The organism is Micromonospora sp. WMMD956 (genome assembly GCF_029626125.1).
Classification (GTDB): Bacteria; Actinomycetota; Actinomycetes; order Mycobacteriales; family Micromonosporaceae; genus Micromonospora; species Micromonospora carbonacea.
Map to the genome: position 1 here is coordinate 4,329,725 of NZ_JARUBI010000005.1, position 24,785 is coordinate 4,354,509.

A 24,785-nucleotide genomic window follows, 5' to 3' on the forward strand; every position below is an offset into this window, starting at 1 on the left:
GCACGACATCCAGGGGCGCAGACACCATGGGCAGCACCGCAGCAGACCTCCCCACGGGGCCACCAGGCGACGGGCGTCACGGCGTGCCGCCGGCCGAGATCGTCCGTCGGTGGCTGCGGCTGGTGGCGGCGGACGCGGAGCTGTCCCCGTACCTCGTCGGGGTGGATCTGGATCGGATCGCCGCGCACCTGACGGCGAGCCTGACCGCCGCGCTCGCCGATGAGCCGGCGGACGCCTGGGGTGGGCTCGGCCTGTCGGAGGCGCAGCGCCGGCGGATCGGTGACTACCTGGTCGGGGTGTGCTGGGCGGCCGACCTGCCGGGCGAGCGGATTGCCCAGGCGCGCCGGGCGGTGGCCCGATGAGCGCCGCCGAGGTGTGGGCCGGTGACGGCGTGCCGGCCAGGGTGATCGGCCACGACCGGCCGTGCGCCGGCATCGCCGTCCTGACCCTGCGCCCCTGGGCGCGGCTGCCCCACCGCCCCGGCCAGGCCGTCCCCGTCCAGACCCCGCGCCATCCCGGGCGGTGGCGCTGGTATTCCCCGGCCAACGCGCCCCGCCCCGACGGCACCGTCGAGCTGCACGTCCGCGCGGTGGCCGCCGGCACCGTCTCGGGCGGCCTCGTCCAGGACGTACGTCCCGGCGACCTGCTGCGCCTCGGCCCGGCCCGGGACACCGGCCTGCACCTGCGCGACGGCGACCTGCTGCTGGTGGCCGGCGGCACGGGGCTGGCCCCACTGCGCGCCCTGGTCGAGCAGGTCGCCGCCACCCCTGGCCGCACCAGCAGGTGTACGTCTGCGGGCCGCCCGCCATGGTCGACATCGCCCGCTGCTGGCTGCCCCTCGCCGGGGTGCCCGAGGGCCGCCTCCACCTGCCCGACCCGGCGGCCCTGACAAGGAGCCTGCCGCAGCAGACGGCGTAGCCTCGCGGGATGCCGGACTCCACTCTCGACAGTCTGCTCGCCGCCTTCACCGACCCGATGCCGTTCACCCGGGAGACGGTCGCCCAGGCGCCGCTCGCGCCCGGAACGCACGTCGTCGTCCTCGACGGCGGCATCGTCTACGTGGGTGAGACGGGGCGGAGCCTTCGGGAGCGGCTCCGCGCCCACCTGCGGGGCAGCCGGGGCTCGTCGGTGCTGCACAAGCAGGTCGGTGAGCTGCTCGACGAGGAGTTCGGCCGGCAGGCGAGCACCGACGAGATCGCCGCCTGGCTCGGCCGGTGCGAGATCAGGTGGCGGGAGGCGGCCGACCCGAAGGCGCTCAAGGATGCGTTGCTCACCGTGGTCACGCCACGGTTCAACCGGCTGGGCTCGGGGCAGCGGGGCGCGTCCACCGATCCCGTGAGCCGCTTCGAGCGGTTGGCGGACGGCCCGTACTTCAGCTCCGTGGTGGCCGCCAACCGCGCCTACCTCGACGCGGTCGTGCCGGACGCGGCTTCCACGGAGCGGGACCGCTGGGCGCTCTCCTGCCTGCCCAGCACCAGAACGAACCCGCCACGGCTGTCGGCGATCTCCATGAAGACGATGGAGACGTTCGTGCTGCACGAACCGGCCGAGCCGGGTGCCGGTGCCGGGGCCGAGGGCTTCCTGGTCGTCCGCAGGTCGGTGCTCGACCGGCACTGGACGCCCGCAGGCTTCCGGGCGGCCCATCCCGCCCTCACCACCTGGCGGTCGGAGTACGTCGATGCGGGGCCCGACCAGGAATGTCTCGCCGGTGACGTTGAGGACCTGATCGCGGCGCTCGGGGACGAGCGGATCGTCCTCGCCGCCCGCGCCCTCACCGAGCCGCTGCTGCGATCCCGGACCCTGCACGCGCGTGGGCACTGTCAGCCACTCGCGGACGTGGTGCTGGGCCGGCGCGAACCGATCGACTGGATCTACCCGGTGCACATGGGTGACAGCCCTTCGGGGAGGAGCCGCGACGTCTGGGAGTGCTTCTCCACCGAGGCGGTGGTCGACTGGCAGCTCTCCGCCGGCTATCACCGGATCGCCACCGGAGACCGGATCTGGGTGTACGCCGCCGAGCCGTCCGCCCGTCTCGTCGCGGCGGGCGTCGCCTGGGACGACCCCTGTCGACGGGCGGCGGAAGACGGGCTGGAGTGGTGGGTGGCGGTCCGGTGGGACACCGAACTGACCCGTCGGATCCTCGACGACGAGCGGGGCGTGCCCGTCGTGCCGGCCGGGTCGGCGCGGGGCGTGCGGGCGATGAGCGCGGCCGAGCGCGACCGGCTCGCGGACGCGCTGGAGGCGATCAGGGCACCCCAGCCCGACGGGCTGCCGGAGGGGCGTCGCCGCCGGCTCGCGGAGGTCACCGCCCGCCAGGGGCAGGCCGACTTCCGGCGCAGGCTCATCGAGGCGTACGGGGGACGCTGCGCGATCACCGGCTGCGACACCGAGGCCGCCCTCCAGGCTGCCCACATCTCGCCCTACGACGGGCCGACCACGAACCGGGTGACCAACGGTCTGCTGCTCCGGGCCGACGTGCACAACCTCTTCGACCGGGGCCTGATCTGGGTCGACGAGGACTTCCGTGTCCGGGTCAAGGCGGAGGCGGGACACTACGCGGGCTGGCACGGCGGGAAGCTGCGCCCACCGGCCCGCGCGGCGGACCACCCGGATGCCGCCGCGCTGCGCGTCCATCGGCGGGAGGTGGCCGGGATGCGCTGAGACCCCTGGCCCGACATCGACCTTCGTGAGACCGTCTATGTCGGAACGTGTGCGACAGGACACGGGGGGTGATCGGTGTGGGTGTTGCCGACGGGCCGTCGCGATGGTCGATCGAGAGGTTCGGGTTCGCTCAGGCGGTGGCGCTGCGCAAGCGCGTCCCGGCGGCCCTCAAGCGGGCGGTGGAGCGCGCCATGGACGCCCGGGAGGCGTCCGAGATGACGAGCGACCACGCGTTCGGGTCCGTGCGCTGGCTCGTGCAGTACGAGGAACTGCACCATCATCTCCGGGAGCTGCCCGACGTGACGGACCTGCGGCCACCGGGTGCCCAGTTCAGGATCACGGTCTGCGCGGGGCACCTGCTGCTGCCCTGGCACTACTCCAGCAGGGGCGACGTCGACATCGCGCGGACCCGGCCGGGGCGCACCCTCAGCCGCTTCGCCCGCGGCCTGCTCGCCCTGTGCGGCCCGGAGCCGCGCTACCAGCAGGACACCCTGCCGCTCATGCCGCTCACCGATCAGGAGGCCGACGGTCGGTCGGAGCTGCGGGAGGCCCTCGATCGGCTTCCTGTCGAGCCGAAGGTTCTGCTGATCGGGTACGCCTGCAACTCGGAGGCCGGTCTGCTCCGCGTGTGCTGGGGCGAGGCGGCGCTGCGGGGGAACGGCGACCTGGAGTGGCAGCACGTGGAGGAGCTGCCGACGCCGGGCGACGCGGCCCAGGGCCGGCGCGGCGTCGCCGCCTGACCGGAGTTCCTCTACAGTCGATGATCTTGATGATCGCGACGGCGAGAGGGTACGGATGCGCATCGGCATCAACACGTGGGCGTGGGCGGCTCCGCTGACCGACCGGGCGCTCGCCCGGCTGGCACCCCGGATCAGGGCGTGGGGCTTTGACGCCATCGAGTTGACCGTCCAGGCGCCCGGCGACTGGGATCCCGGGTCGGCGGCCGACCTGCTCGCCGGGCTGGAGCTGGCCCCCGCCGTCTGCGCGGGTCTGCTGCCCGGGCACGACCTGCTCGCCGACGACGCGGAGGTGCTGCGGCGTACGGAAGAGTTCGTCCGGCACTGCGTGCGGGTCGCGGGGCGGGTGGGCGCGGCCGTGGTGGCGGGCCCGCTCTACGCCCCGGCCGGCCGGCGGTGGCTGCTCGACGCGGACGCCCGGCGGGCCGCCACCGCCCGCCTCGTGGCGCGGCTGCGGCCGCTGGCCGACGAGGCGGCCGGGCAGGGCGTGACGATCGCCCTCGAACCGCTCAACCGGTTCGAGACGAGCCTGCTCAACACCGTCGAACAAGGGCTGGAGGTGGTGGACGGCGTCCCCGGGCTGGGCCTGGCGCTGGACACCTTCCACCTGAACATCGAGGAACGCGACCTGCCGGCCGCGATCCGGCTGGCCGGCGATCACCTCGCGCACGTCCAGGTGTGCGGCAACGACCGGGGGACGCCCGGCGGCGACCACCTCGACTGGCCGGGGATGTTCGACGCCCTGTGCGACATCGGCTACGGCGGCCAGGTGAACATCGAGTCGTTCACCGCCGAGGGATTGGCCGTGCCGATGTCCGTGTGGCGGCCCCTCGCCGCCGACCCCGACGCCCTCGCCGTCGAGGGGCTGGCGTTCCTGCGCGGCCTGACCGGGCGTAATCTCCGGTGACCACGGGGGGAGAGGTCGATGCTCGGGCTGGAGGTGCCGCCGTCCGTCGAGGCGGAGCGGGTCGTCACGGCGGTGCTGGCCGACCTGCGTTCCGGTGACCACCGGGGCGTCGTCGTCGACTCGCCGCCCGGTGCCGGCAAGTCGACCCTCGTCGTCCGCGCCGCCGTCGAGCTGGCCGCCGCCGGGGAGCCGCTGATCATCGTCGCGCAGACCAACGAGCAGGTCGACGACCTCATCGACCGGCTCGCCCGCAAGGCCCCGGGGCTGCGCATCGGCCGGCTCTCCGCCACGGAATACCGGCCGACGGACCGGGTGAAGGACCACCCGACGGTCAAGGTGGCCGCGAAGGTCGCCGACCTCGGCGGGCCGGCCGTCGTCATCGGTACGGCCGCCAAGTGGGCCATGGTCACCGAGGGCTGCTGGCCGTGGGCGATCGTCGACGAGGCGTACCAGATGCGGTCCGACGCGTTGTTGCGCGTGGCCGGCAGGTTCGAGCGGGCCCTGTTCGTGGGGGATCCCGGGCAGCTCGACCCGTTCTCCACGGTCGAGACGGTGCGCTGGACGGGCCTGACCTGGGATCCGATGCAGTCGGCGGTGGCGGTGCTGCTGCGGCACAACCCGCAGTTGCCGGTGCACCGGCTGCCGGTGTCGTGGCGGCTGCCGGCGTCGGCGGCCCCGGTGGTCGCTGCGGCGTTCTATCCGTTCACCGGGTTCCGCGCCGGCACCGGCCGCGCCGACCGGGTGCTCGCGTTCACCGACGCCGGGCCGGGGGACGCCGTCGACGCGGCGGTGGAGCTGGCGGCGTCGACGGGCTGGGCGCTGTACGAGCTGCCGCAGCGGCACGCCCCGCGTACCGACGCCGAGGCCGCCGCCGCGTGCGCCGCGCTGGCGCTGCGGGTGCTGGCGCGCGGCGCGGTCGCCGTCTCCGAGCACGCGCCGGCCGGCGCGCCGGTCACCGCCGACCGGATCGCCGTGGGGGCGGCGCACCGCGACCAGGTCGCGGCCATCCGCGCGCACCTGGGCGCGGCCGGTGCGGGCGTCACGGTGGACACCGCCAACCGGCTCCAGGGCCGCGAGTACGACGTGACGATCGTGCTGCACCCGCTGTCGGGCCGGCGGGACGCGACCGCCTTCCACCTGGAGTCGGGGCGGCTGTGCGTGCTGACGTCCCGGCACCGGCACGCGTGCGTGGTGGTGGCGCGGGCGGGCATCGCGGAGCTGCTCGACGCCCACCCGTCGACCGAGCCGGTGCACCTCGACGTGCCGGTGAAGTTCCCCGACGGCTGGCAGGCCAACCAGGCGATCCTCGACCACCTGCACCACCCGCGCCGGCCCTGACCGGCCGCCGGCCGCCGGTGGCCGTGACCGGTCAGGTCGTGCCCGACCCGGGGGCCAGCGCCCACGCCGCGACGCCGGCCAGGGCGAGCAGCGCTGCCACGAGCAGGCACCACACGAGCACCCGGGACGGCGAGCCGCCCTGCTTCGGGTCGGGGTCGGGTGGGCCGGCGGCCGGCGGCCGGTGGGGGTGCGCGGCGTCGATGCCCGGGCCGGGGGTCGCCGGGTGGCGCACCGGCCACCTGCCCACGGCGGTGGCCGGTGCGGCGGGCGCGACGGGGCTCTCCTCGAGGTGCGCCTGCATGGCGCGCGCCGCCAGCCGGAGGCACCACAGGCCCCGGTCGGGTCGCAGGTCCTCGAAGGTCGTGCAGGTCAGCGCCTGGGCGATCAGGGATAGGCGGGCCTGCCTGCGCCAGGTCGCCGGCCCCGCGAGCGGCTGGGCGTACGCGGTGCCGACCTCGTCGGCGATCCGGACGAGTTCCGCGACGGGCCCGACCAGCGCGCCCGGTCGCCCCCGCTGCGGGTGGACCAGGTAGTCGACCAGCGCCTCGGACCCGTCGTGGTCGAGGCTCGGGACGTACCGGAGCACGGTGGCCAGCAGCAGGGCGGCGACGTCGCGGGTCAGCGGGGCCTCCGCGTCGACGGCGCTCAACCCGACCAGCGAGAACCGCTCGGGGTACGGCCGGCCGTCGGGCCCGCAGGGCACGAGCACGTTGCCGCCGTGCAGGTCGCCGTGGGCGAAGCCGGCGTGAAAGCGGACCGGTCGGCGGTGGTGGGGCGATGCCGGGTCGACGGTCCGCAGCGGGTTCGGCAGGGGCCGCGAGTCGATGACCAGCGACTCGGCGTCACTGTGGAAGCCGAAGATGCCCAGCGCGTGATGGATCTTCTCCCACGCGCCGGCGGCCCGCAGCTCCCGTTCGAGGTAGGGGCCGAGGGTGGTCTCGCGGTGCGGCGGGCCGGCGCGTCCGGGGGCCGGTGCGGCGCTGTTCCACTCGTGCAGCACCGCCTCCAGCACGGCCCGGAACGCGGCGAGCAGGTCCTCGCCGTCGAGTTCGTCGAGGCCCCGCATCCGGGCGTCGTCGTCGGTGGTCTCCTGGAACATCAGCCGGCGACCGTCGCGCAGGTCGATGGGCGGGAAGATCTGCTCGGCGAGGTGCTGCCGGGCGAAGTCGCCCAGGGCGGCCCGCGGCCGCTGCTGGCCGCGCACCTCCCGCTGCCGCGAACGGGCCGGCAGGACCTTGACGAAGACCTTCCGGGTGGGCTCCCGGCCCGGCGGCGCAGGCTCGGTGAGCCTCGCGACGAAGAGTGTGCCGCCTCCGTAGCCCCGGTCGAGGCGCGTCTGCGGCGGGACGCTGATCTCCCGGTCGCACTGCTGCCCGAAGTCCTCCAGCGCCGCCCTGAGCGTGGGGTCGGGTACGTAAGGTTCGAGGGGTTCGCCCATGTCCGCCGTCGGGCCCTTCACGAGGGAAAGTGAATGTGGACGATCGGGATTGCGTCGTCCAAGAAGGGTGTCGCGCGCGGAGTAGAAGCTACCTCAGCGCGGGGCGAATCAGGGGGATACGCGCAGCGGCCCGACAACCTACTTGAAGGTTGTTCCGGCCGGGTTCAGCCGGCGTACTGGTCGCCGAACTCGCGGACGCCGTCGACGTCGAGGGTGATCCGGCTGTTGTCTGCCCAGACGCCGGTGGCGGCCCGCCAGCTCGGGTCGTCCCGCTCGTCGACGGCGGTCCAGTTCTGCCGGTGGAAGCGGAGCTGGATGGGCCCGCTCGACTCGCCGGGGGCGAGGGTCCCGCCGGTGAAGGTGAGCCGGACGTGGCCGGGGACGGGCGTGCCCGGCACCGGGTACCGCGTCGCGGTGGGCACGGGCGTGGGGCTGCTGCCCGGCGGCGGGGGCGGCGGCGCGGGCGGCAGGTAGAAGAACAGCTGCCGCTGGATCCGGTCGCAGCCCAGCGCCGCCCAGTCGCACTCCGTCACGAGGGACGTGTTGCCGCCCTCGAAGGTCAGGTGATAGTCCATCCGCACGGTGCGCAGGTCGAGCGGCTGCGTGCCGGTGTTGACGACCTGCGCGACGAAGTGGACCTGGTTGTCGGTGGGCGTCCAGTCGAGGTTGAGGTAGCTGACCTTCGCCCGGCCGTACGCGGTGCGCAGGTCGGTGGTCGCCGACGTGGCGGAGTATCCGCCGATGGTGTGGGCCTGGATGGCCACCTGGTATTCGGTGCCCGGCGGCAGGGCGGCCAACGTGATCGAGGGCGTCTGCGTGCTGCCCAGCCCCCGGTACGTGTTGGGGCCCAGCGGCACCAGCACCTCGTACGTGATGGGTTCGGTGCCGCCCGGCTCGCCCACCCACGTCGACGGCGTCCAGGCGAGGGTGAGCTGGTGCGGCTCGTTGGCCACGACGACCGGCGCGCCGGGCGTGGTGAGGGCCGGGTCGTCGGCGGCGCGGGCGGCGGTGACGGCGAGCAGGCTCAGCAGGCCGGCGACGGCGGCTGCGGCGGTGACGCGACGGGCACGCATGGCCGGCATCCTATTAGTAGATGACTATCGATGGATATGGCCGACCGGCCCGACGCGACCGGCCGACCGTCCAGGGGCGGCGGAGCCGCGGGCGCCCTGACGGTCACCGGCCGATCGCCCTCGGTCAACGGGGTGAACCATCGATGGTCACCGTCCGTACCCATCGCCGTGGAGACGACGGAGCTGCGAGCGGGGCCGACGGTCAGGGTGGCGGAGACGATCCGGGCGGTGAGCGCCGACCTCGGCCCGTCCTGGGCGGCGACCGCCGCCGCCGTCGACCGGGCCGCCACGACCTTCCTGGACACCGTGAGTGACCGCCTACCCGGGCTGCTGGCCGAGCGGGACCACGTCGTGGTCTTCGCCACGCTCGGCCGGCTGGCCGGTGGCGTCGACGACCCGGCCGGGCGCGCCGCCGCGCTGGCCGTGCTGGCCCGGGCCCACCGGGGCGTCGGCCTGCTGCCGCAGCACGCCGACGTGCTCGGCGACGCCCTGCTCGCCGCCGTCGCCCGGGAGAACCGGGCCCGGTGGACGGCCGCCCTCGCCGCCGGCTGGGAGCGCGGGCTGCGCCGGGCGGTCACCGCCGTGCGCCGGGCCGCCGCCCGGGTCGGCGACGGGCCGGCGTGGTGGCGGGCCGAGGTGGTCGCCCACGACCGGGCCGCCGACGGAGTGGCCGTGCTCACCGTGCGCCCGCGCCGGCCGCTGCCGTACCGGCCGGGGCAGGCGGTGCCCGTCTGCGACCCGCGCCGGCCCGGGGCCTGGCGGTGGTACTCCCCGGCGAACGCGCCCCGCCCCGACGGCACCGTCGAGCTGCACGTGCGCGCCGTCGCCGCCGGCGCCGTCTCGGGCACCCTCGTCGACGGGGTACGCCCCGGCGGGCCGCTCCTGCTCGGCCCGCCCTGCGGGATCAGCCTGCTGCTCGACCCGAGCCCCTGGCACGACCTGCTGCTCGTCGCCGGCGGCACCGGCCTGGCGCCGCTGCGCGCCCTCGTCGAGCAGCTCGCCGCCGCCCCGGACGGCCGGCGGGTGACGCTGGTCGCCGGGGCGCGCACCCCGGCCGACCTCTACGACCGGGCCACCCTCGTTGAGCTGGAGGCCGCCCACGAGTGGCTGACGGTGGCGCCCGCGTACTCCCACGACCCGGCGGCCAGCCCCGCCGAGCGGGGCGACGCGCTCACCGTGGCCCTGCGCCATTACGCGGGCGACCAGGAGGTGCACCTGTGCGGGCCGCCGCCGATGGTGGCCGGCGCGCGGCTGCGGCTGCTCGCCGCCGGGGTGCCCGCCGACCGCATCCACCTGCCGGACACCTTCGAACGCTGACGGCCCGGACGCGCCGGCGGCGGGCCTGCCGTGGCAGGCCCGCCGCCGGGGTCGCCCGCTCAGCCGGGCACATGGTCGTCAGCCGGGCACGTGGTGGTCAGTCGGGCACGTGGTCGTCAGTCGGGCAACCAGTCGAAGGTGTCGGGGTGCGGGCCCTGCCGGCCCGCCTCGCCCCGGTCGAGGCCGGTGATCCGCTCCATCGTCGCGTCGTCCAGCGCGAAGTCGAAGATCTGGAAGTTCTCCGCCATCCGCTTCGGGTCGATCGACTTGGGGAAGACGATGTCGCCGCGCTGCACGTGCCAGCGCAGCACCACCTGGGGCACGGTGCGCCCGATCTGCTCGGCGATGTCGACGAGGTTCGGGTCGTCGAGCACCGCGCCCTGGGCGATCGGCGACCATGCCTCGGTGAGGATGTTGTGCGCGTGGCCGTACGCGCGCACGTCCTCGTTGCCGAGGTAGGGGTGCACCTCGATCTGGTTGACCGCCGGCACCACGTCGGCCTCGGCGGCCAGCCGCTCCAGGTGCGGCACCTGGAAGTTCGACACGCCGATCGAGCGGGCCCGGCCGTCGCGCCGGAACTCCTCCAGGACCTTCCAGGTGGAGACGAAGTCGCCGTCGTAGCGGGTGGGCAGCGGCCAGTGGATCAGGAACAGATCGATGTGGTCCATCTTCAGCGCGGCGAGGGTGGCGTCGAACGCGCGGCGGGCGTCGTCGGGGCGGTGGAAGCTGTTGTTCAGCTTGCTGGTGACGAAGACCTCGTCCCGGGCCAGGCCGGAGGCGCGCACCGCCTGGCCCACCTCGGCCTCGTTGCCGTACATCTCGGCGGTGTCGATGTGCCGGTAGCCGATCTCCAGGGCCCGGCCGACGGCCTCGGCGGTCTCCTCCGGCGGGATCAGATAGACGCCGAAGCCGAGCTGGGGGATGGTGTTGCCGTCGTTGAGCGCGATGTCGGGAACCGTGTTCGCCATGTCGGCAGTCTCTCCCATCGTCAGGGGCCCGGGCGCGCGGAGGCTGCGCGGCCGGGCCGTGCCACCCGGTTGTCCTACCCCGCCCGGTCGCCATCTCACGACCGGGGCGGGGTGATCCGCGACAACCGGGTGGCCCCGGGCGGGGTCAGCCCCAGATGGCGGTGGCCCACTCCGGGTGGTCGACGAACGGGTTGCGGTTGCCCTGCCAGCGATCGTAGATGACCTGGTTGCGGCGCTTCTCGAACGCGTCCGGCGGGTCGGCCAGGTTCCAGGCGAGCAGGACCGACAGCTTCCCGTGGTACGGGGACGTGCCGTTGGACACCGAGTTGTTGATCTCCAGGTTCGGCCAGCCGTCGTCGCCCTCGTAGCGGATCGCCATATACATGATCATGCGGGCGACGTCGCCCTTGACCGCGTTGCGCGGCTCGAACGAGTCGGCGTCGGAATAGCAGCCGGCGCACTCGGACACCCCGCTGCCCCCGGTGTCGAAGTCCTTGTTGCCGCGCGTCGAGTTGACCGAGACGTCCTCGGGGCGCAGGTGGTGCACGTCGGTGCCCGGGCCGGTGGCGGTGCCGAAGTCGCCGTGCGACTTGGCCCAGACGTGCTCGCGGTTCCAGTCGTTGGCGTCGCCGCCGTTGCTGGTCTTGCTCTGCGAGCGGCCGCTGTAGAGCAGCAGCACGTTGTTGGCGTTGGCCGGGTCCTGGTCGGTGTCCTTCAACGCCTCCCACACCTGGTCGTAGTTGAGCTTCGTCTGCGTCCTGATGATGGCGTGCAGGGAGCTGCGCAGCGCGGCGCCGGTCTTGCCGATCGCGCTGGCGTAGTACGTGGAGTCGTACGGGCCGCCGCCGCCGGTCGGGCTGGGCGACGGGTTGGGCGACGCGGTGGGCGACGGCGTCGGGTTCGGGGTGCCGCCGCCGAGGCTCATCGCGGTGGGGTTCTTCAGCCCGCCGTGGCTGAAGTACGCGGTCAGCGCCCCGGTGGCGGTGACCTGCCTGCCGCGCAGCCCCGGGTTGGTCAGCAGCCCGAAGGTGCTGCGGTACGCGGCAGTCACCTGGACGTAGAGCATCCTGCCCGTGCCGGTCTCGGCGGCGCTGTCGGCGATGGCGATCGCCGTGTCCGCCGTGTAGCCGGAGGTGATCACCGTGTTCGTCGCCGTCGGCTGCCCGACGACGTACCCGGTGACGGTGGCCGTGCGCCCGTCCTGGGCGGCCAGCGCCTGTGCCACGGTCAGCGTGGTCGCCGCCGACGCGGAGGTGCTCGCCACGACGGGTGCCACCATCGTGACGGCCAGTGCGAACGCCGTGATCAGCCGCCCGGATCGCGAGCGGGTGACGCTCTTTGTATTCATGGTCGACGATGCTATCGGCGCTGGTGTGAACATCGGGAGAGCGCCGGGAAACTTTACGGGGGTGAAACCGCTGCCCACGGCCGCGTGCCTGGGGCCCGCCGCACCTCAGGGCACCTCGCGGCGCAGCGTCGGGACCAGCCCGGCCGCGCGCACTTGATCGACTCCATGTCGGCGACATCGCGTGATCATCCGCCCCGGATGTCGCCACCTGACCGCCATGGCCTTGGTGTCGTCCCTGATACCCTCAAACTTGGTTGTTTCACGGATGAGTGTCTTGGGGGTGCGGGGTGCACGGATTCGTCGGCAGGCAGCGGGAGCTCACCGCGCTCGACGGGATGTTGGGACGGGTCAGCCGAGGCGGTCGCGCGGGTCGGCCCGGCCGGGCACTGCTGATGCGGGGGCGTCGCCGGGTCGGCAAGTCGCGTCTGGTGGAGGAGTTCGTCGAACGTGCCAGCGTCCCTCACCTGTTCTTCACCGCCTCGGCTCAACCCACTGTCGCCGCAGACCTAGCCCTGTTCGTCGAGGCCGCCCGAGCATCTTCCCTGCCCGGCGCAGGTCTGTTCACCGCGCAACAACCCGCCACCTGGGACGCCGCCCTCACTCTCCTGGCGGCAGCTCTGCCCGCCGACCGACCCGCTGTGGTCGTCCTGGACGAGATGCCCTACCTGATCGCGACGGACCCGGGCTTTGAGGGGACGTTGCAGAAGGTGTTCGACCGGGAGTTCTCCCGGCGGCCGGTCCTGCTGATCTGCGTCGGCTCCGACCTCGCGATGATGGAGGCGCTCAACGACTACGGCCGGCCGTTCCACCAGCGGGCAACCGAGATGGTCGTGCCACCGCTGAACCCGGCGGACGTCGCCGAGATGCTCGATCTGCCGGCGCCGGAGGCGTTCGACGCCTATCTCGTCTCCGGCGGCCTGCCGCTGATCCTGGACGAATGGCCCCCAGGGGCCTCTCCGACGGAGTACCTCGCCGACGCCGTCGTCGACCCGACGTCCGCGTTGCTGGTGAGCGCGGAACGAGCCCTGGCCGCCGAGTTTCCGCCCCAGTCCCAGGCGAATCTGGTGCTCCGGGCGATCGGCTCCGGTGAGCGGACCTTCTCGTTGATCGCCCGGGCGGCGGGCGACCTTCCGCAGGCCTCCCTGACCCGCGCGCTCCGGCTGCTCACGGGCAAGCGGATCGTCGAGGCACTCGTTCCGCTGTCGACCCAGCCGTCGCGGGAGACCCGGTACGTCGTCGCCGAACCGTACCTGCGGTTCTGGCTGTCCTTCCTCGGGCCCTACCTGCCCGAGATCGAACGGGGGCGTGGCGACCTGACGCTGGCCCGGATCACCACCTCCTGGACATCCTGGCGGGGGCGGGCGATCGAACCCGCCGTCCGGGAGGCGTTGCGCCGGCTGCCCGCCGACCGGCTGCCGGAGGGAACATCGGCCATCGGCGGGTTCTGGACCAGGACAAACAACCCCGAGATCGACCTCGTCGGCGCGGACCGGGAGCCGGTGGCCCGGCGAGTGACCTTCGTGGGCTCGATCAAGTGGCTGGAGCGGCGTGCGTTCGACGGTCACGACCTCGGGCGGCTGCTGCTGCACCGGTCGCTGCTGCCCGGCGCGGACGAGCGGACGGAACTGGTCGCGGTGTCGCGCGCCGGTGTCGACGTGGACGGGGTGCGGGCGCTGTCGGCGGAGGATCTCCTGACCGCCTACCGCGATTGAACTCATCGCCCCCGCGCGCCGTACCACTGCGCGAGGATGTGGTGCGGCGGGTCGGCCGCACCGCTGCCGAGCTGCGGGAGGCCTGCCGTGCGAGTTGGTGAGCAGTCGACGGATCCCATCGACCAAGTGCTGGGTGAGGTGCCGGTCCCGGCGTCCCTGACACCCGAGGACGTCCGGCTCGCGGTCCGGGCGGTGGTGGTGCACGCCGCCGAGGAGTGGCCGTCGGGGGCGTTGTGCCGCAACGACGGGGCGTCGTACCCCTGCCGGCTGCACCGCTGGGGTCGGCGCGTGCTGGAGGCCCACGGCCTCAACGGGCGGCAGATCGATGCCCTGATCAGGCACGGAAACCCGTTCGTGCACGTGCCGTTCCCGTTCACGGCGACCGGTCCGTCGCGCGCCGACCGGCCCGCCGCCCACCCGGCGGTCACACAGTCCGGGCGGGGCGCGACGCCCCCGGGCCGGGCGGGCAACCCGGCGGGGCGCGCGCCCATGCCGCCGGGCCGGGTCTCCGCCTCCGGCGGACGGGTGCCGCTGCCGCCGGGGCGCACGCCGCTGCCGCCGGGGCGCATGCCGATACCGCCGGGGCGGGTGCCGACGCCCCCGGGTCGGGTCTCCGCGTCCGGCGGGCGGGTGCCGACGCCGCCGGGGCGGGTGCCCCCTGCGCCTGGGCGGGTCTCCGTGCCCACCGGGCGGCCCGTAGCCCGGCCCGGCCTGCCCAGCCGGCCGGTGCCGCCCAACGCCGCCGCGCCGCCCTGGCCTCGGGCGAGCTGACCGGGAACGTTGCGTCGGCCCGGTAGTGGGGGTTGCATCTCGCGACCGGGCCGACGCCGTGCGGGCAAGGCCCTGCTCGATCACGGATCGAGTGGTCTCGCGGGGCGCAGGAGGCCACTCGATCCGTGATCGAGCGCGATCTTGCGCCGGGACGCCGCGACGCCGCGACGCCGCGACGCCGGGACACCGGGACACCGGGACACCGGGACACCGGGACACCGGGACGCCGGGACGGGGCGAGCTCGCAGCCGACTCGTGCGGAGGGTGATCCCCGAGGTGGCGGCGGCTGGCGGTAACGTCAGCGGGGGCTCGGGGAGGTGGCTGGTGGCGCGCGGTGGTGTCTTCTGTGTCGAGGGGCAGTGGCACCGTGACCTCAACGAGCGCGGGTCGGTCCTGCCGACCCTGGAGCTCCTCGAACGGCTGGGCAAGATCCGGTTCATCCACAAGGACGCGGCGACCCGCGACGAGCTGTTCTACTTCCTCGACCGCTGGCTGCTCAAGCAGTACGCCGACTACCGGGTGGGCTTCTTCGCCATGCACGGTGAGCCGAGCCGCCTCTGCCTCACCGACTGGGACTCGGTCGACCTCTCCGACGTCGCCGAACGGATGGCCGGCCGCTGCGACGGCCGCCGCCTCTACTTCGGCAGCTGCTCGGTGCTGCGGGCGTCCGACGCCGTGCTGCGCGACTTCCTCGACGAGACCGGCGCGGCCCTGATCTGCGGGTTCACCCGGGAGGTCGACTGGGTGGAGTCGGCGGCGTTCGAGACCGTGCTGCTCGACGTGCTGGCCAACGGGCAGCGGCACAACGCCGCCGAGCTGCGGATGGGCTCGGCGCACTGGGCGCCGCTGGCGGCGTACCTGGGCTTCCGGGTGATCTACGCCAACGGCCGGGCGTGGCGGCCCACCGTGCGGCCCCGGGTGCCCGCCCAGCCCACGGCGGGGCGGAACACCGCCCGGCCCCGCTGACGGCGCTGCTGGTAGAAACGGGTATGGCACGCAGCATCGCGAGCAACACCCGGGTCGACCGGGCCGCCCTGCTCGACTTCATCCGTCCCCGGCACCGGGTCCTGCTGATGACCACCCGCTCCGACGGCCGCCCCCAGTCCTCCCCGGTGGCGTGCGGGGTGGACCCCGAGGGCCGGCTGGTGATCTCCACCTATCCGGAGCGGGCCAAGGCGCGCAACATCCGGCGGGACGCCCGCGTCTCGGCCTGCGTGCTCTCCGACGACTGGGACGGGCCCTGGGTGCAGGTGGACGGCACCGCCGAGGTGCTCGACCTGCCCGAGGCGCTGGAGCCCCTGGTGGCATACTTCCGCAGCATCTCGGGCGAGCACCCGGACTGGGACGATTACCGGGCGGCGATGGTCCGGCAGGGCAAGTCGCTGATCCGGGTCACCATCGACGACTGGGGACCGATCGCCACCGGCGGCTTCCCGGCCCGCCTCGCCGACTGAGCAGGCACCCCGGCCGGCTCAGTAGCCGGCGGTGAAGCGCATGTTCTCGAAGCGCGGGTTCTCGATCTCGTCGACGACGGCGACGGCCAGGTCCTCGTAGCTCAGCGCCGCGCGCCCCCGCTCGTCGGTCACCGGCTCGTCGAGGCCGGTGCGGTAGTGGCCGGTGCGCTCCCCGGGGTGGAACTCCAGCGGCGGCGGGGAGACGTACGTCCAGGTGACCCCGTCGGCCGCCGAGCGGTACCAGGCCAGGGCGTCGGCCTGGCCCAGGGCGGGCTCCCGGTATTCCTCCGGGAAGTCCGGCTCCTCCAGGTACGGGGTGCCGCGGGGCGTCAGCAGGGTCGCCCCGCCGCCGACGTGGATGATCCGGGGCGGGTTCGGCACGTCCCGCAGCACGGTGACGAGGTTCTCGGCCGCGTCGCGCCACAGCGCCCGGCCCTCGTCGCCGCCGACGGCGACGACCATGACGTCGGCGGCCGGGGCCAGCTCCCGCACGCTGTGCGCCGAGGTGACGTCCCCGGTGACCAGGTCGACCCCGGCCGGCAGGTAGCCGGTCGCCTCGGGGCGGCGTACGGCTGCGGTCACCCGGTGGCCCCGGGCGACCGCCTCGGCGGTGATCCGCGACCCCGCCGTGCCCCCGGCGCCGAACACCACGACGTTGCTCATGGCCCCAGGCTAGGAGCCGGCCGGGCCCGGCGGCGGCGTTCCGGCGATCCCGGCCGCGCTTCCTCGGCGTCGCCGACGAGGCGCCCCGGATACCGCCGGCGCGGCCGCCCGCGATACCGCCGCGCGGCCGTGCCCGACGCCGCCGGCGGCGGGACCACCGGCCGGCTCAGTCGACCAGGGCGGAGTAGACGAGCTGGCGCAGCTGGGGTCGCAGCGGGTGGGTGCTCGACGGCATGAGCTGGGTGAACAGCAGCGCGGTGACCTCCTCCACCGGGTCGACCCAGAACGCGGTGCTGGCCATCCCGCCCCAGTAGTATTCGCTGGCGCTGCTCGGCACCCGGGACGGGACCGGGTCCTGCACCACGGCGAAGCCGAGGCCGAAGCCGATGCCGTCGAGCACCGTCTCGGCGAAGCCGGTCGGGGAGTATGAGGCCAGGTCGCGGCCGTCGGGCAGGTGGTTGCGGGTCATGAAGCGCACCGTGCGGGGCCCGAGCAGGCGCACGCCGTCCAGCTCCCCGCCGCGCAGCAGGAGCTGGGTGAACCGGTGGTAGTCGGCGGCGGTGGAGACCAGCCCGCCGCCCCCGGAGAGGAAGTCGGGCGCGGCAAGCGCGAGCCGGCCGAGCGCGTCGGCGCGGATGGCCTGCCCGGTCGCGGGGTGCGGGAAGTAGAGCGCGGCGAGCCGCTTGGCGTCGGCCTCCTCGACCCACCAGCCGGTGTCGGTCATGCCCAGCGGCCGGAAGATCCGGGCGGCGAGGAACTCGTCGAGCCGCTGCCCGGAGACGACCTCGATCAGCCGGCCGAGCACGTCGGTGGAGACCCCGTAGTTCCAGCCGGTGCCGGGCTGGAACAGCAGCGGCAGCCGGGCCAGCCCCTGACTGGCGGCGGCCAGGTCGGCGCCGGCGGGCACGCCGAGGTCGAAGCCTGCCGCCCGGTAGAGGCCGTCGACGACGGAGACCTGGGCGAAGCCGTACGTCAGGCCGGACATGTGGGTCAGCAGGTGCCAGATCCGGATCGGCTCGACCGCCGGCACCGTGTGCGGCTTGGTCACCGGCCCCTTGTCGTAGACCCGGACGTCGGCGAACTCGGGCAGCCAGCGGCCGATCGGGTCGGTGAGCTCGAAGCGGCCCTCCTCCCACAGCATCATCGCGGCGACGGAGGTGATCGGCTTGGTCATCGAGTAGATGCGCCAGATGGTGTCCGGCTCGACCGGCAGCCCGGCCTCCCGGTCGCGCATCCCGTAGGTGCTGGCGTGGGCGACCTCGCCCCGGCGGGTGACGACGATCTGCCAGCCGGCGAGCCGGCCGTCGTCGACGTACCTGCCGAAGTGCTCGTCGATGCGCGCCAGCCGCGCGGGGTCGAAGCCGATGCGGTCGGGGTCGGTGCGGGGGGCCAGGCTCACCCACCGAACCTACTAGCCGGTACGCGCCGCGCGGAAGACGTCGGTGGCCGCCGTTAGGCTGGCCGGGTGCCGGAGCCCACCGAGGACGCGACCTTCCGCCACGACGACTGGTATGCCGAGGACCTGGCCGACCGGCACTTCGTGCGCTGCGAGTTCTTCCACGTCGACCTGACCGAGGCGGTCAGCCGCGGCGCGGTCTTCACGGAGTGCGTCTTCGGCAACGTGGCGTTCAACGCCTCCCGGCACGTCGACTCGGCCTTCACCCGCTGCGTGTTCAAGCGGTGCAACCTGTTCGAGGCCGAGTTCACCGGCTGCAAGCTGGTCGGCAGCAGCTTCGACCAGTGTGACCTGCGGCCGTTGCGGGTCGACGGCGGCGACTGGTCGTTCGTGGCGCTGCCCGCCGCCGACCTGCGCGGGGTGTGCCTGACCGACGTCCGGATGCGCGAGGCGGACCTGACCGGCGCCGATCTGACCGGCGCCACGGTCACCGGCGTCGACCTCTCCGGGGCCCAGCTGCACGGCTCCTGTCTCGTGCGCGCCGACCTGCGGGGCAGCGACCTGTCGGCGCTGGATCCGACGACGGTGCGGCGGGCCGGGGCGCTGGTCGACGCCGGGCAGGCGGTGCTGCTGGCGCAGGCCCTCGGCTTCCAGGTGGGCTGACCGGCGACTCAATCGGGGCCCGCCCCGGTTCGTGGACTTCGCCGCTTTCGCGCTTAACGTGACCTCCAGTACGCTCAGCGCAGCCGGCGGCGCCACCACCGCCTCGGCGCGTCGCGGTGCGCCCTGCCTGTCTCGCCGCGACGTCGGCGCCCGCCCGGCTGACCCCCGCCGACGTTCCCGCGCCCGTCCGGTGACCCGGCGCCGTGGCGCAGCCCGCCCCGGTCGCTGGGGAGCCGGTCGCGCGCCGGCTCCTACCGGACGGTAACGAAGTGGAAACGCCCGGCGGGACACCCCTGGCGTCCGGCCGGGGGTGGTGCCAACGTGATACGGCTCACGCCGGTGCGCGGCGGTCGCCGGGACCGGGACACCGGGTGGGGAGTGGAGGCCAGGTGGCGCAGGAAGACCTCACGCGGGACGTCGATCCTGGTGGGCGGGGGGTGTCCGGCCCGCTGCGCCGGGCCGGGGAGCCGGTCGACGGCCGGACGCGCTCGGAGCAGCGCCGGCTGGCCCGGGCCCGGCAGCGCCGGCGGTGGGCGGTGGAGGGCCTGGTGGTCGTCGCCTGTCTCGTCGCCCTCGGGGTGTATGCCGCCGCCCCGGACGGCCCGGCCGCCGGCCCGGACGACGAGGCGGTGCTGCCGGCCCCGGCGGGCCGGCCCAGCGGCGGGTTCCCGGTGGCGGACCGGCCGGGCTCGCCCGCCGACGCGGCCACGCCCGGCCTGCGCCCCCGGCAGCGGACCCCGACCGCCCCGCCGCCGCCGTCGCCGTCGAGCCCGGTGGCGCCGCAGCCGGCGGCGGTCCACCTCGACGTCGCCCAGGCCGACGTGCCGGCCGCCGTCGACCTGACCGCGGCGGGCACCCGGGACTGGGTCCACTGGGGACTGCGCGGCCCCGACTCGACGGTCCGCAAGCGTGACGGTTCGGGGGAGATCGCCGACGAGGGCGGCCGCGGCGACCGGGTGGGCCACGACGTCAGCCCGGAGACGTTCAGCTGGCGCGACGGTGCCCCGGTGACGTCGTCCACGGCGACCACGACAGGCGTCTCCGCCTGTGGCGTCGGCAGCGGCTTCGCGCTCGCCGTGGACGGTGGGGGCGAGGCCCGCACCGTGCGCCTCTACGCCGGCCTGTGGATGGCGCGCGGCCGGCTGGAGGCGCGGCTGTCCGACGGCGGCGGGACGGCCGTCCGCCGGCTGGAGGACCCGCACACCACGCACACCACCGAGTTCACCGTGCGGTTCCGGGCCCCGAAGGGGACGAAGCTGCTGCTCACCTGGACCGTCGAGGCCACCTTCGGCGGGTGCGGCAACGTCAACCTGCAGGCCGTGGCGCTGCGTTGAGCCGGTGCGGGCGGTCGGGCCCGCCTGCCGGTCGGGACAGTTTGTCCGTCGGGCCGCCTCCGGACGGTCGTAGGTTGTCCGCCTACCTGGTCCGTCCGTCCTCTGTGGAGGCATGCCCGATGAGCCGCACCGCCACCCCCACCCGTGCCGTCCGTTCCGCCGTCGTCCCCGGCGCCCGAGAGGAGTCCGGGGAGGGGCTGTGGGACATTCCGCTGCCGCCGTACGTCACGGGGGAGGACGCCCAGTTCGCGGTGCGGGCGGTCGTCGTGCACGCGCCCCGGCGCTGGTCCGGCGGAATGGTCTGCCGCAACGACGCCAGCCCGCACCCCTGCCGGCTGCACCGCTGGGGCCGGCGCGTGCTCGCCCTGCGCGGCCTGCGGGCCGCCGAGATAGACCTGCTGATCGAACGGGGCGACCCGGCCGCCACGGTGCGCCCGCCGGACCGCCCCGGCGCGTGACGCGCCCGTCGGCCCCTGGGACGCCCGTGGGCCCGGGCCCCTTCCTCCGCACCCGGAAGGGGCCCGGGCCGGTCTGACAGGTGACGCCTCCACCCGCTCGGGGCCTGCGGCGCAACGCTGCATGCGCTGATGCTGCCATGGAGAATTCTGCCGGCCAAGCCCATGGAGCGAAGGTTAGTGCCGGATCGGGCGGCGTTCCGGGGTCCGCGGCGGGCCGACGGGCCGGTCCGCCCCCGTCCCCCGGCCCGCCGACGGACCGGTCCGGCCCCGTCCCCCGGCCCGCCGGCTCGCGTCAGGCGGTCCCGGGCGCGGGGCCGGTGGGGGCCTCCGGATCGGCGCGGTAGCGCGGGTCGCGCCGCACCACGAGGGGCGCCGCGAGGGCGGCCAGCGCGCCGCCGAGCAGCGGGAAGACGACGAACACCCAGAGCTGCCGCAGGGCCGTGCCGCCCTCGAACACCGCCGGGCCGAACGACCGGGCCGGGTTGATCGAGACGCCGTCGAGGGTCAGGCCGACCAGGAGGCAGGCGGCCAGGCTCAGCCCGATCGCCAGCCCGGCGAACCCGGCGTGCTCGGCCCGGCTGGTCACCACCAGCACGACGAGGACGAACAGGAAGCTCAGCACCGTCTCCAGCACGGCAGTGCCGCCCAGGTTGATGTGCGCGCCGTAGCCGTTGGTGCCGAGCACCCCGGTCTGGTCCGCCACGCCACCCCAGCGGGTGAGCCCCCAGATGAGCAGCGCGGCCACCGTCGCCCCGGCGAACTGCGTGATCCAGTACGCCGCCGCGCCGACCGGGGAGATCTTGCCCGAGAGCAGCACCCCCAGGGTCACCGCCGGGTTGACGTGGCAGCCCGAGAGCGGGCCGATGGTGTAGACCAGCCCCACCAGGATGAAGCCGAAGGCCAGCGCGACCACCACCACGCCGCCCTGGACCTGGGCGAAGACCGCGCTGCCCACGCCGAAGAAGACCAGCAGCAGGGTGCCGACGAACTCGGCCGCGTACCGCCTCGCGTCGTCCATGGGCTCCAGCGTAGGGAGCATCCGGGCAGCCCGGAGCCGGTTCCGTCGCAAGGCCCGATCGAACTCGTTCCATTTGACGGATGCCACCGCAGCGGGCACGGTGGGTGCAGGGGCGCGTGCCGAGCAGCCCCGTTCCGCCCGGTGACGGCCCCGCCGTCACCCGAGCTCCCCCGTGTGACCGTCCGCGGGCCGAGCCCGGTCCGCACCCGGGTGCCACCGAGAATCCACGAGGAGTGCCCCATGCTGACCATGACCGACAACGCCGTGCTGGTGATCCGCGACCTGGCCGCCCAGGAGGACGTCGCCGAGGGCGGTGGCCTGCGCATCGCCGCCGACACCGACGCGGGCTCGCTCACCATCGAACTGGTGCCCGAGCCCGTCCAGGGCGATCAGGTGGTCGACCACCAGGGCGCCCGGATCTTCCTCGACTCCGACGCCGCCGACCTGCTCACCGACACCTCGGTCGACGCCACCGTCGACGACGAGGGGATCGTGCAGTTCGGCTTCACCGAGAAGTAGCCGGCCCCTCGCCGCGCCGGCCCGTCGCGCGTGCGGGCCGTGCGGTGGGGCGGCGTTCGCCGCCGTGCCGGAGCTGGTGCAGCACGTGGGCCAGGTGGTGCGAGGTGCTCCAGGCCGCCCAGTTCGTCGTCGAGCCGGCCCCGGCCACCCGCCGGGCCCGACGCAGGATCTCGTGGTCACCCCACGAGAAGGTCGCCCCGCCCGCCGGCCAGTGCGCCGCCGACACCAGCGTCCGGCACAGGTCGGCCACCCGCTCGTCGCCCCGGCCGCCCCGCCGCGACCAGCGGTAGAGCCACCACTCGCGGTCGGTGGTGTAGCGGACCGTGGGCAGGCGGTCGGAGAGCGGCTCGCCGCCGGGCACCGCGCAGCCGACCGCGTAGTCGCCGTACCGGACGCCGAGATCGGCCAGCCGAAGCCAGAGCAGCCAGTCCCAGCGTTCCAGGCGGACCGGCTCGTCGGTGGGGAACCCGGACCCGGTCGGCGGCAGCCCACCGGCCGCCACCGTCACCGACCGCCAGGCGTGCCGCCGCGCCCAGTCCACCAGCCGCCGGACGCGCGGCTCGGCCAGCCGGACGTCCGCGGGGCAGCAGACGTCCCCGGCGTCGACGAGGAGTTCGCACTGCTCGGGCACGAGCCGGGTGAGCCGCCAGATCCGTTCCGCCGAGGCCGTCGCGGCGTCCGGGCCATACCGGTCGCTGCGGGCCCGCAGCCGCACCACCAACCGCCCGGCGTACGCCCGGGCCGCCACGCCGTGCGCGGCCAGCCGCACGTCGCTGTCCGCGAGCCCGGCCACCGGCACCAGCGGCACGTTCCACCGGGCCAGCTCGGCGTCCGGTCCGTCGGGCAGGGCGGTGACGTCGACCGCCGGCAACAGCCCGGGCGGGAGCCGCGTGAACGCCTCCGCGAGGGCGCGGTCCACGATGGACACGTCGAGGACCGGGGCGACCAGGGCGGCCGTGGCGCTGTCGAGGTGGCGGAGCGCCTCCAGTTCGCCGCGGTGGCAGGCGAGGATGGGGTGGTAGACCGGTTCCGCCGCCCGGCCCCCGTGGGCGGGCACCATACCTCAATGTAGCGACACATCGGCCCTCGTCACAGGGCTTGCGGCAAATGCCGGGCGTCCGGCCGGGGGGCGCTCGTACGATCCCCGGATGCCCGACGCGCCCTTTCGCTACCGATCGTCCGAAGAAGACAGCGCCCGCTGGGCCGGATTCCCGTTCCGCGACGGCGACATCGTCATCAGCACCCGGTCCAAGAGCGGCACCACCTGGATGCAGATGATCTGTGCCCTGCTGGTGTTCGGCACGCCCGACCTGCCGGCCCCGCTGTCGCGGCTCTCACCCTGGCTGGACTGGCTGGCCGAGCCCCGCGCCGAGGTGTACGCCCGGCTCGCCGCCCAGCGGCACCGCCGGTTCGTCAAGACCCACACGCCGCTCGACGGGGTGCCGCTGGACGGCCGGGCGCACTACGTGGTGGTGGCCCGGCACCCGCTGGACATGGCGGTGTCGCTCTGGCACCAGAGCGGCAACCTGGACCGGGCGCGGCTGGCGGAGCTGACCGGCCGGCCCGCCCCGGCGGGGCCGCCCGCCCCGCGTACCCCGTTGGTGGAGTCGTTGCGGCGGTGGGTGGACCGCGAGGTCGACCCGCGCGCGGAGCTGGACTCGCTCCAGGGGGTGTGGTGGCACCTGGGCGACGCCTGGCGGCGTCGCGACCGGCCCAACGTGACCCTCGTGCACTACGACGACCTGGTGGCCGACCTGGCGGGGCAGATGCGCGCGCTGGCCGGCCGGCTCGGCGTCGAGGTGGCACAGCCGCGCTGGCCGGAGCTGGTCGAGGCGGCCACCTTCGACCGGATGCGCGAGCGGGCGGACCTGCTGGTCCCGGATCCGGCGGGGGTGCTGAGGAACCGGCACGCGTTCTTCCGGCGCGGCCGTTCGGGGCAGGGGCGGGAACTGCTCGACGCGGCGACGCTGGCCCGCTACCGGGCGCGGAGCGCCGCCCTCGCCCCGCCGGACCTGCTGGCCTGGCTGCACCGCGACGGCTGACCGGGCCGGGCGGCCACGCGGGCGGCGGGAGTCCGTGATTGGACAGAGTCTGCCCAGCTCAGGGTTATGATCAAATAGCCGGCTGTCCATGATTGGACAGTCGGCGGGGATGGCTGGCCGGCGGGTGGCGGGGCTACCGTTCTACTCGTAAAAGGTATTGATCAGCGTGAAACCTTACTTTCTGTGCTGATCACTACTTTTCACTACATCCCTCTATTTGGCCGTCCGCCGCCCGGGCGGCCGCGAAGGAGTCATCATGTCCGAGTCCAAGAAGACCGCCGACCAGCCCGCCGCCAGCCCCGAGACCCTCGCCGAGGTGGCCGCGCTGTCCGTCCCCGCCACGCTGTACGGGATGCCCCCGACAGCGCAGATCTTCTTCGCGGTGGTCGACGCCAACGGGACGCTGATCCGGGGCTTCGGCACGGTTTCGGCGACCCGCCTCGGCGTCGGGACCTACCAGGTCGTCTTCTCCCACGACCTGACCCGGTCCGCGTACCTCGGGACCATCGGCCTGCCCGGCAGCGTCGGCGCCTCGCCCAGCGGCGAGATCGCCGTCGTCGGCCGCGCCGGCGTGCCCAACGGGGTGTTCGTGCAGACGTTCACCTCGGCGGGGGCGCCCGCCGACCGGGCGTTCCACCTCGCCATCGCGTCCTGACGCGCCCGCACCGGCGTCCCGTGCGCCGCTGCACCCCGGCCCCCGTCGCAGCCCGCGGCGGGGGCCGTCCGCCGCCCGCCCCGCGCACCGGTCGCCGGCCCCGGACAGGAGCGCACGGCGCCGCTGCGACCCGGGGGTCGTAACGTCGCCGCGCTCCGGCCGTCTCCCGCCACCGCAGCCGTACGGCGGTACGCCGGCGGGGACCTGGCTCGACCGGGCGGGTGCGCCGGTCGAGGTGTCGATGCCCGGTCCGCCCGGGTCCAAACCTCGGATCAGTGGGAAATCGCACCATCCGTCGTTCCCGGCGTGACGC

25 protein-coding genes are annotated in these 24,785 nt (G+C 74.6%); 17 read left to right on the top strand and 8 right to left on the bottom strand.

Annotation, left to right across the window (positions count from 1 at the left end; translation table 11 throughout):
• Positions 1–26: 26 nt before the first annotated feature.
• The 6 genes from O7628_RS19590 to O7628_RS19615 all read left to right on the top strand — a co-directional run bounded on the left by O7628_RS19590 (position 27) and on the right by O7628_RS19615 (position 5,643).
• Positions 27–362: a hypothetical protein gene (locus tag O7628_RS19590; RefSeq protein WP_278132589.1), complete on the top strand. Its 336-nt coding sequence runs from the start codon at positions 27–29 to the stop codon at positions 360–362.
• Positions 359–889 (top strand): FAD-binding oxidoreductase, encoded by a 531-nt coding sequence (locus tag O7628_RS19595; protein WP_278132590.1) that lies wholly within the window; start codon positions 359–361, stop codon positions 887–889. Before O7628_RS19590 ends, O7628_RS19595 begins: the two co-directional genes overlap by 4 nt.
• Before the next feature lie 38 nt (positions 890–927).
• Entirely contained in the window at positions 928–2,661 is a 1,734-nt protein-coding gene (locus O7628_RS19600) for an HNH endonuclease (protein ID WP_278132592.1), read from the top strand.
• A 137-nt stretch (positions 2,662–2,798) separates the two neighbouring features.
• Complete coding sequence (locus tag O7628_RS19605) at positions 2,799–3,401, top strand: hypothetical protein (RefSeq protein WP_278132594.1); 603 nt, start codon at positions 2,799–2,801, stop codon at positions 3,399–3,401.
• 55 nt (positions 3,402–3,456) lie between these two features.
• Positions 3,457–4,305: a sugar phosphate isomerase/epimerase family protein gene (locus O7628_RS19610; protein ID WP_278132596.1), complete on the top strand. Its 849-nt coding sequence runs from the start codon at positions 3,457–3,459 to the stop codon at positions 4,303–4,305.
• Between the two features lie 18 nt (positions 4,306–4,323).
• Entirely contained in the window at positions 4,324–5,643 is a 1,320-nt protein-coding gene (locus tag O7628_RS19615) for an AAA family ATPase (protein ID WP_278132599.1), read from the top strand.
• A 31-nt stretch (positions 5,644–5,674) separates the two neighbouring features.
• On the opposite strand, the gene O7628_RS19620 is transcribed toward O7628_RS19615, so the two are convergent.
• Complete coding sequence (locus tag O7628_RS19620) at positions 5,675–7,102, bottom strand: hypothetical protein (RefSeq protein WP_278132601.1); 1,428 nt, start codon at positions 7,100–7,102, stop codon at positions 5,675–5,677.
• A 143-nt stretch (positions 7,103–7,245) separates the two neighbouring features.
• A complete protein-coding gene (locus tag O7628_RS19625; RefSeq protein WP_278132603.1) occupies positions 7,246–8,154 on the bottom strand; it encodes a cellulose binding domain-containing protein in 909 nt (302 codons plus the stop codon).
• A gap of 228 nt (positions 8,155–8,382) precedes the next feature.
• Here O7628_RS19625 and O7628_RS19630 point away from each other — a divergent pair, with 228 nt between their 5' ends.
• Positions 8,383–9,471, top strand: a complete 1,089-nt coding sequence (locus O7628_RS19630) for an FAD-binding oxidoreductase (RefSeq protein ID WP_278132605.1) — start codon at positions 8,383–8,385, stop codon at positions 9,469–9,471.
• A gap of 116 nt (positions 9,472–9,587) precedes the next feature.
• Here O7628_RS19630 and O7628_RS19635 read toward each other — a convergent pair whose 3' ends face one another.
• Both O7628_RS19635 and O7628_RS19640 read right to left on the bottom strand, forming a co-directional pair.
• Positions 9,588–10,439, bottom strand: coding sequence for an aldo/keto reductase (locus O7628_RS19635; protein ID WP_278132607.1), 852 nt, complete (start codon positions 10,437–10,439; stop codon positions 9,588–9,590).
• A 145-nt stretch (positions 10,440–10,584) separates the two neighbouring features.
• Positions 10,585–11,787 carry an endonuclease gene (locus O7628_RS19640; protein ID WP_278132608.1) on the bottom strand — a complete coding sequence of 401 codons (1,203 nt, stop codon included), beginning with the start codon at positions 11,785–11,787 and terminating at the stop codon, positions 10,585–10,587.
• A 287-nt stretch (positions 11,788–12,074) separates the two neighbouring features.
• On the opposite strand from O7628_RS19640, the gene O7628_RS19645 reads away from it, so the two are divergent.
• The 4 genes from O7628_RS19645 to O7628_RS19660 all read left to right on the top strand — a co-directional run bounded on the left by O7628_RS19645 (position 12,075) and on the right by O7628_RS19660 (position 15,724).
• A complete protein-coding gene (locus O7628_RS19645; RefSeq protein WP_178063640.1) occupies positions 12,075–13,499 on the top strand; it encodes a DUF234 domain-containing protein in 1,425 nt (474 codons plus the stop codon).
• A gap of 87 nt (positions 13,500–13,586) precedes the next feature.
• A complete protein-coding gene (locus O7628_RS19650) occupies positions 13,587–14,270 on the top strand; it encodes a hypothetical protein (RefSeq protein WP_178063641.1) in 684 nt (227 codons plus the stop codon).
• Between the two features lie 324 nt (positions 14,271–14,594).
• Positions 14,595–15,236 (top strand): hypothetical protein, encoded by a 642-nt coding sequence (locus O7628_RS19655; RefSeq protein WP_074473608.1) that lies wholly within the window; start codon positions 14,595–14,597, stop codon positions 15,234–15,236.
• A gap of 23 nt (positions 15,237–15,259) precedes the next feature.
• On the top strand, positions 15,260–15,724 hold the full coding sequence (locus O7628_RS19660; RefSeq protein WP_278132612.1) for a PPOX class F420-dependent oxidoreductase: 465 nt from the start codon (positions 15,260–15,262) through the stop codon (positions 15,722–15,724).
• Positions 15,725–15,742: 18 nt separating this feature from the next.
• Here the strand turns inward: O7628_RS19660 and O7628_RS19665 are convergent, their stop codons facing one another.
• Positions 15,743–16,387 carry an NAD(P)H-binding protein gene (locus tag O7628_RS19665; RefSeq protein WP_178063643.1) on the bottom strand — a complete coding sequence of 215 codons (645 nt, stop codon included), beginning with the start codon at positions 16,385–16,387 and terminating at the stop codon, positions 15,743–15,745.
• 166 nt (positions 16,388–16,553) lie between these two features.
• Entirely contained in the window at positions 16,554–17,786 is a 1,233-nt protein-coding gene (locus O7628_RS19670) for a serine hydrolase domain-containing protein (protein WP_278132614.1), read from the bottom strand.
• 66 nt (positions 17,787–17,852) lie between these two features.
• Here O7628_RS19670 and O7628_RS19675 point away from each other — a divergent pair, with 66 nt between their 5' ends.
• From O7628_RS19675 to O7628_RS19685, 3 genes are all read left to right on the top strand, one after another.
• Entirely contained in the window at positions 17,853–18,446 is a 594-nt protein-coding gene (locus O7628_RS19675) for a pentapeptide repeat-containing protein (RefSeq protein ID WP_278132615.1), read from the top strand.
• Between the two features lie 389 nt (positions 18,447–18,835).
• Positions 18,836–19,780, top strand: coding sequence for a hypothetical protein (locus O7628_RS19680; RefSeq protein WP_278132617.1), 945 nt, complete (start codon positions 18,836–18,838; stop codon positions 19,778–19,780).
• Between the two features lie 119 nt (positions 19,781–19,899).
• Entirely contained in the window at positions 19,900–20,238 is a 339-nt protein-coding gene (locus O7628_RS19685) for a hypothetical protein (protein WP_278132619.1), read from the top strand.
• A 292-nt stretch (positions 20,239–20,530) separates the two neighbouring features.
• On the opposite strand, the gene O7628_RS19690 is transcribed toward O7628_RS19685, so the two are convergent.
• Positions 20,531–21,256 (bottom strand): aquaporin, encoded by a 726-nt coding sequence (locus tag O7628_RS19690; protein WP_278132620.1) that lies wholly within the window; start codon positions 21,254–21,256, stop codon positions 20,531–20,533.
• A gap of 240 nt (positions 21,257–21,496) precedes the next feature.
• On the opposite strand from O7628_RS19690, the gene O7628_RS19695 reads away from it, so the two are divergent.
• Positions 21,497–21,775 (top strand): adhesin, encoded by a 279-nt coding sequence (locus O7628_RS19695; protein WP_278132621.1) that lies wholly within the window; start codon positions 21,497–21,499, stop codon positions 21,773–21,775.
• Here the strand turns inward: O7628_RS19695 and O7628_RS19700 are convergent.
• The gene (locus O7628_RS19700; protein ID WP_278132622.1) at positions 21,762–22,835 is read right to left on the bottom strand and encodes a hypothetical protein; all 1,074 of its coding nucleotides are present in this window, start codon (positions 22,833–22,835) and stop codon (positions 21,762–21,764) included. The genes O7628_RS19695 and O7628_RS19700 overlap by 14 nt on opposite strands.
• An 88-nt stretch (positions 22,836–22,923) precedes the next feature.
• Between O7628_RS19700 and O7628_RS19705 the strand changes: the two genes are divergently transcribed.
• Both O7628_RS19705 and O7628_RS19710 read left to right on the top strand, forming a co-directional pair.
• On the top strand, positions 22,924–23,817 hold the full coding sequence (locus tag O7628_RS19705) for a sulfotransferase domain-containing protein (protein WP_278132624.1): 894 nt from the start codon (positions 22,924–22,926) through the stop codon (positions 23,815–23,817).
• A gap of 256 nt (positions 23,818–24,073) precedes the next feature.
• Positions 24,074–24,472 (top strand): hypothetical protein, encoded by a 399-nt coding sequence (locus O7628_RS19710; RefSeq protein ID WP_278132626.1) that lies wholly within the window; start codon positions 24,074–24,076, stop codon positions 24,470–24,472.
• Positions 24,473–24,785 lie beyond the last annotated feature (313 nt).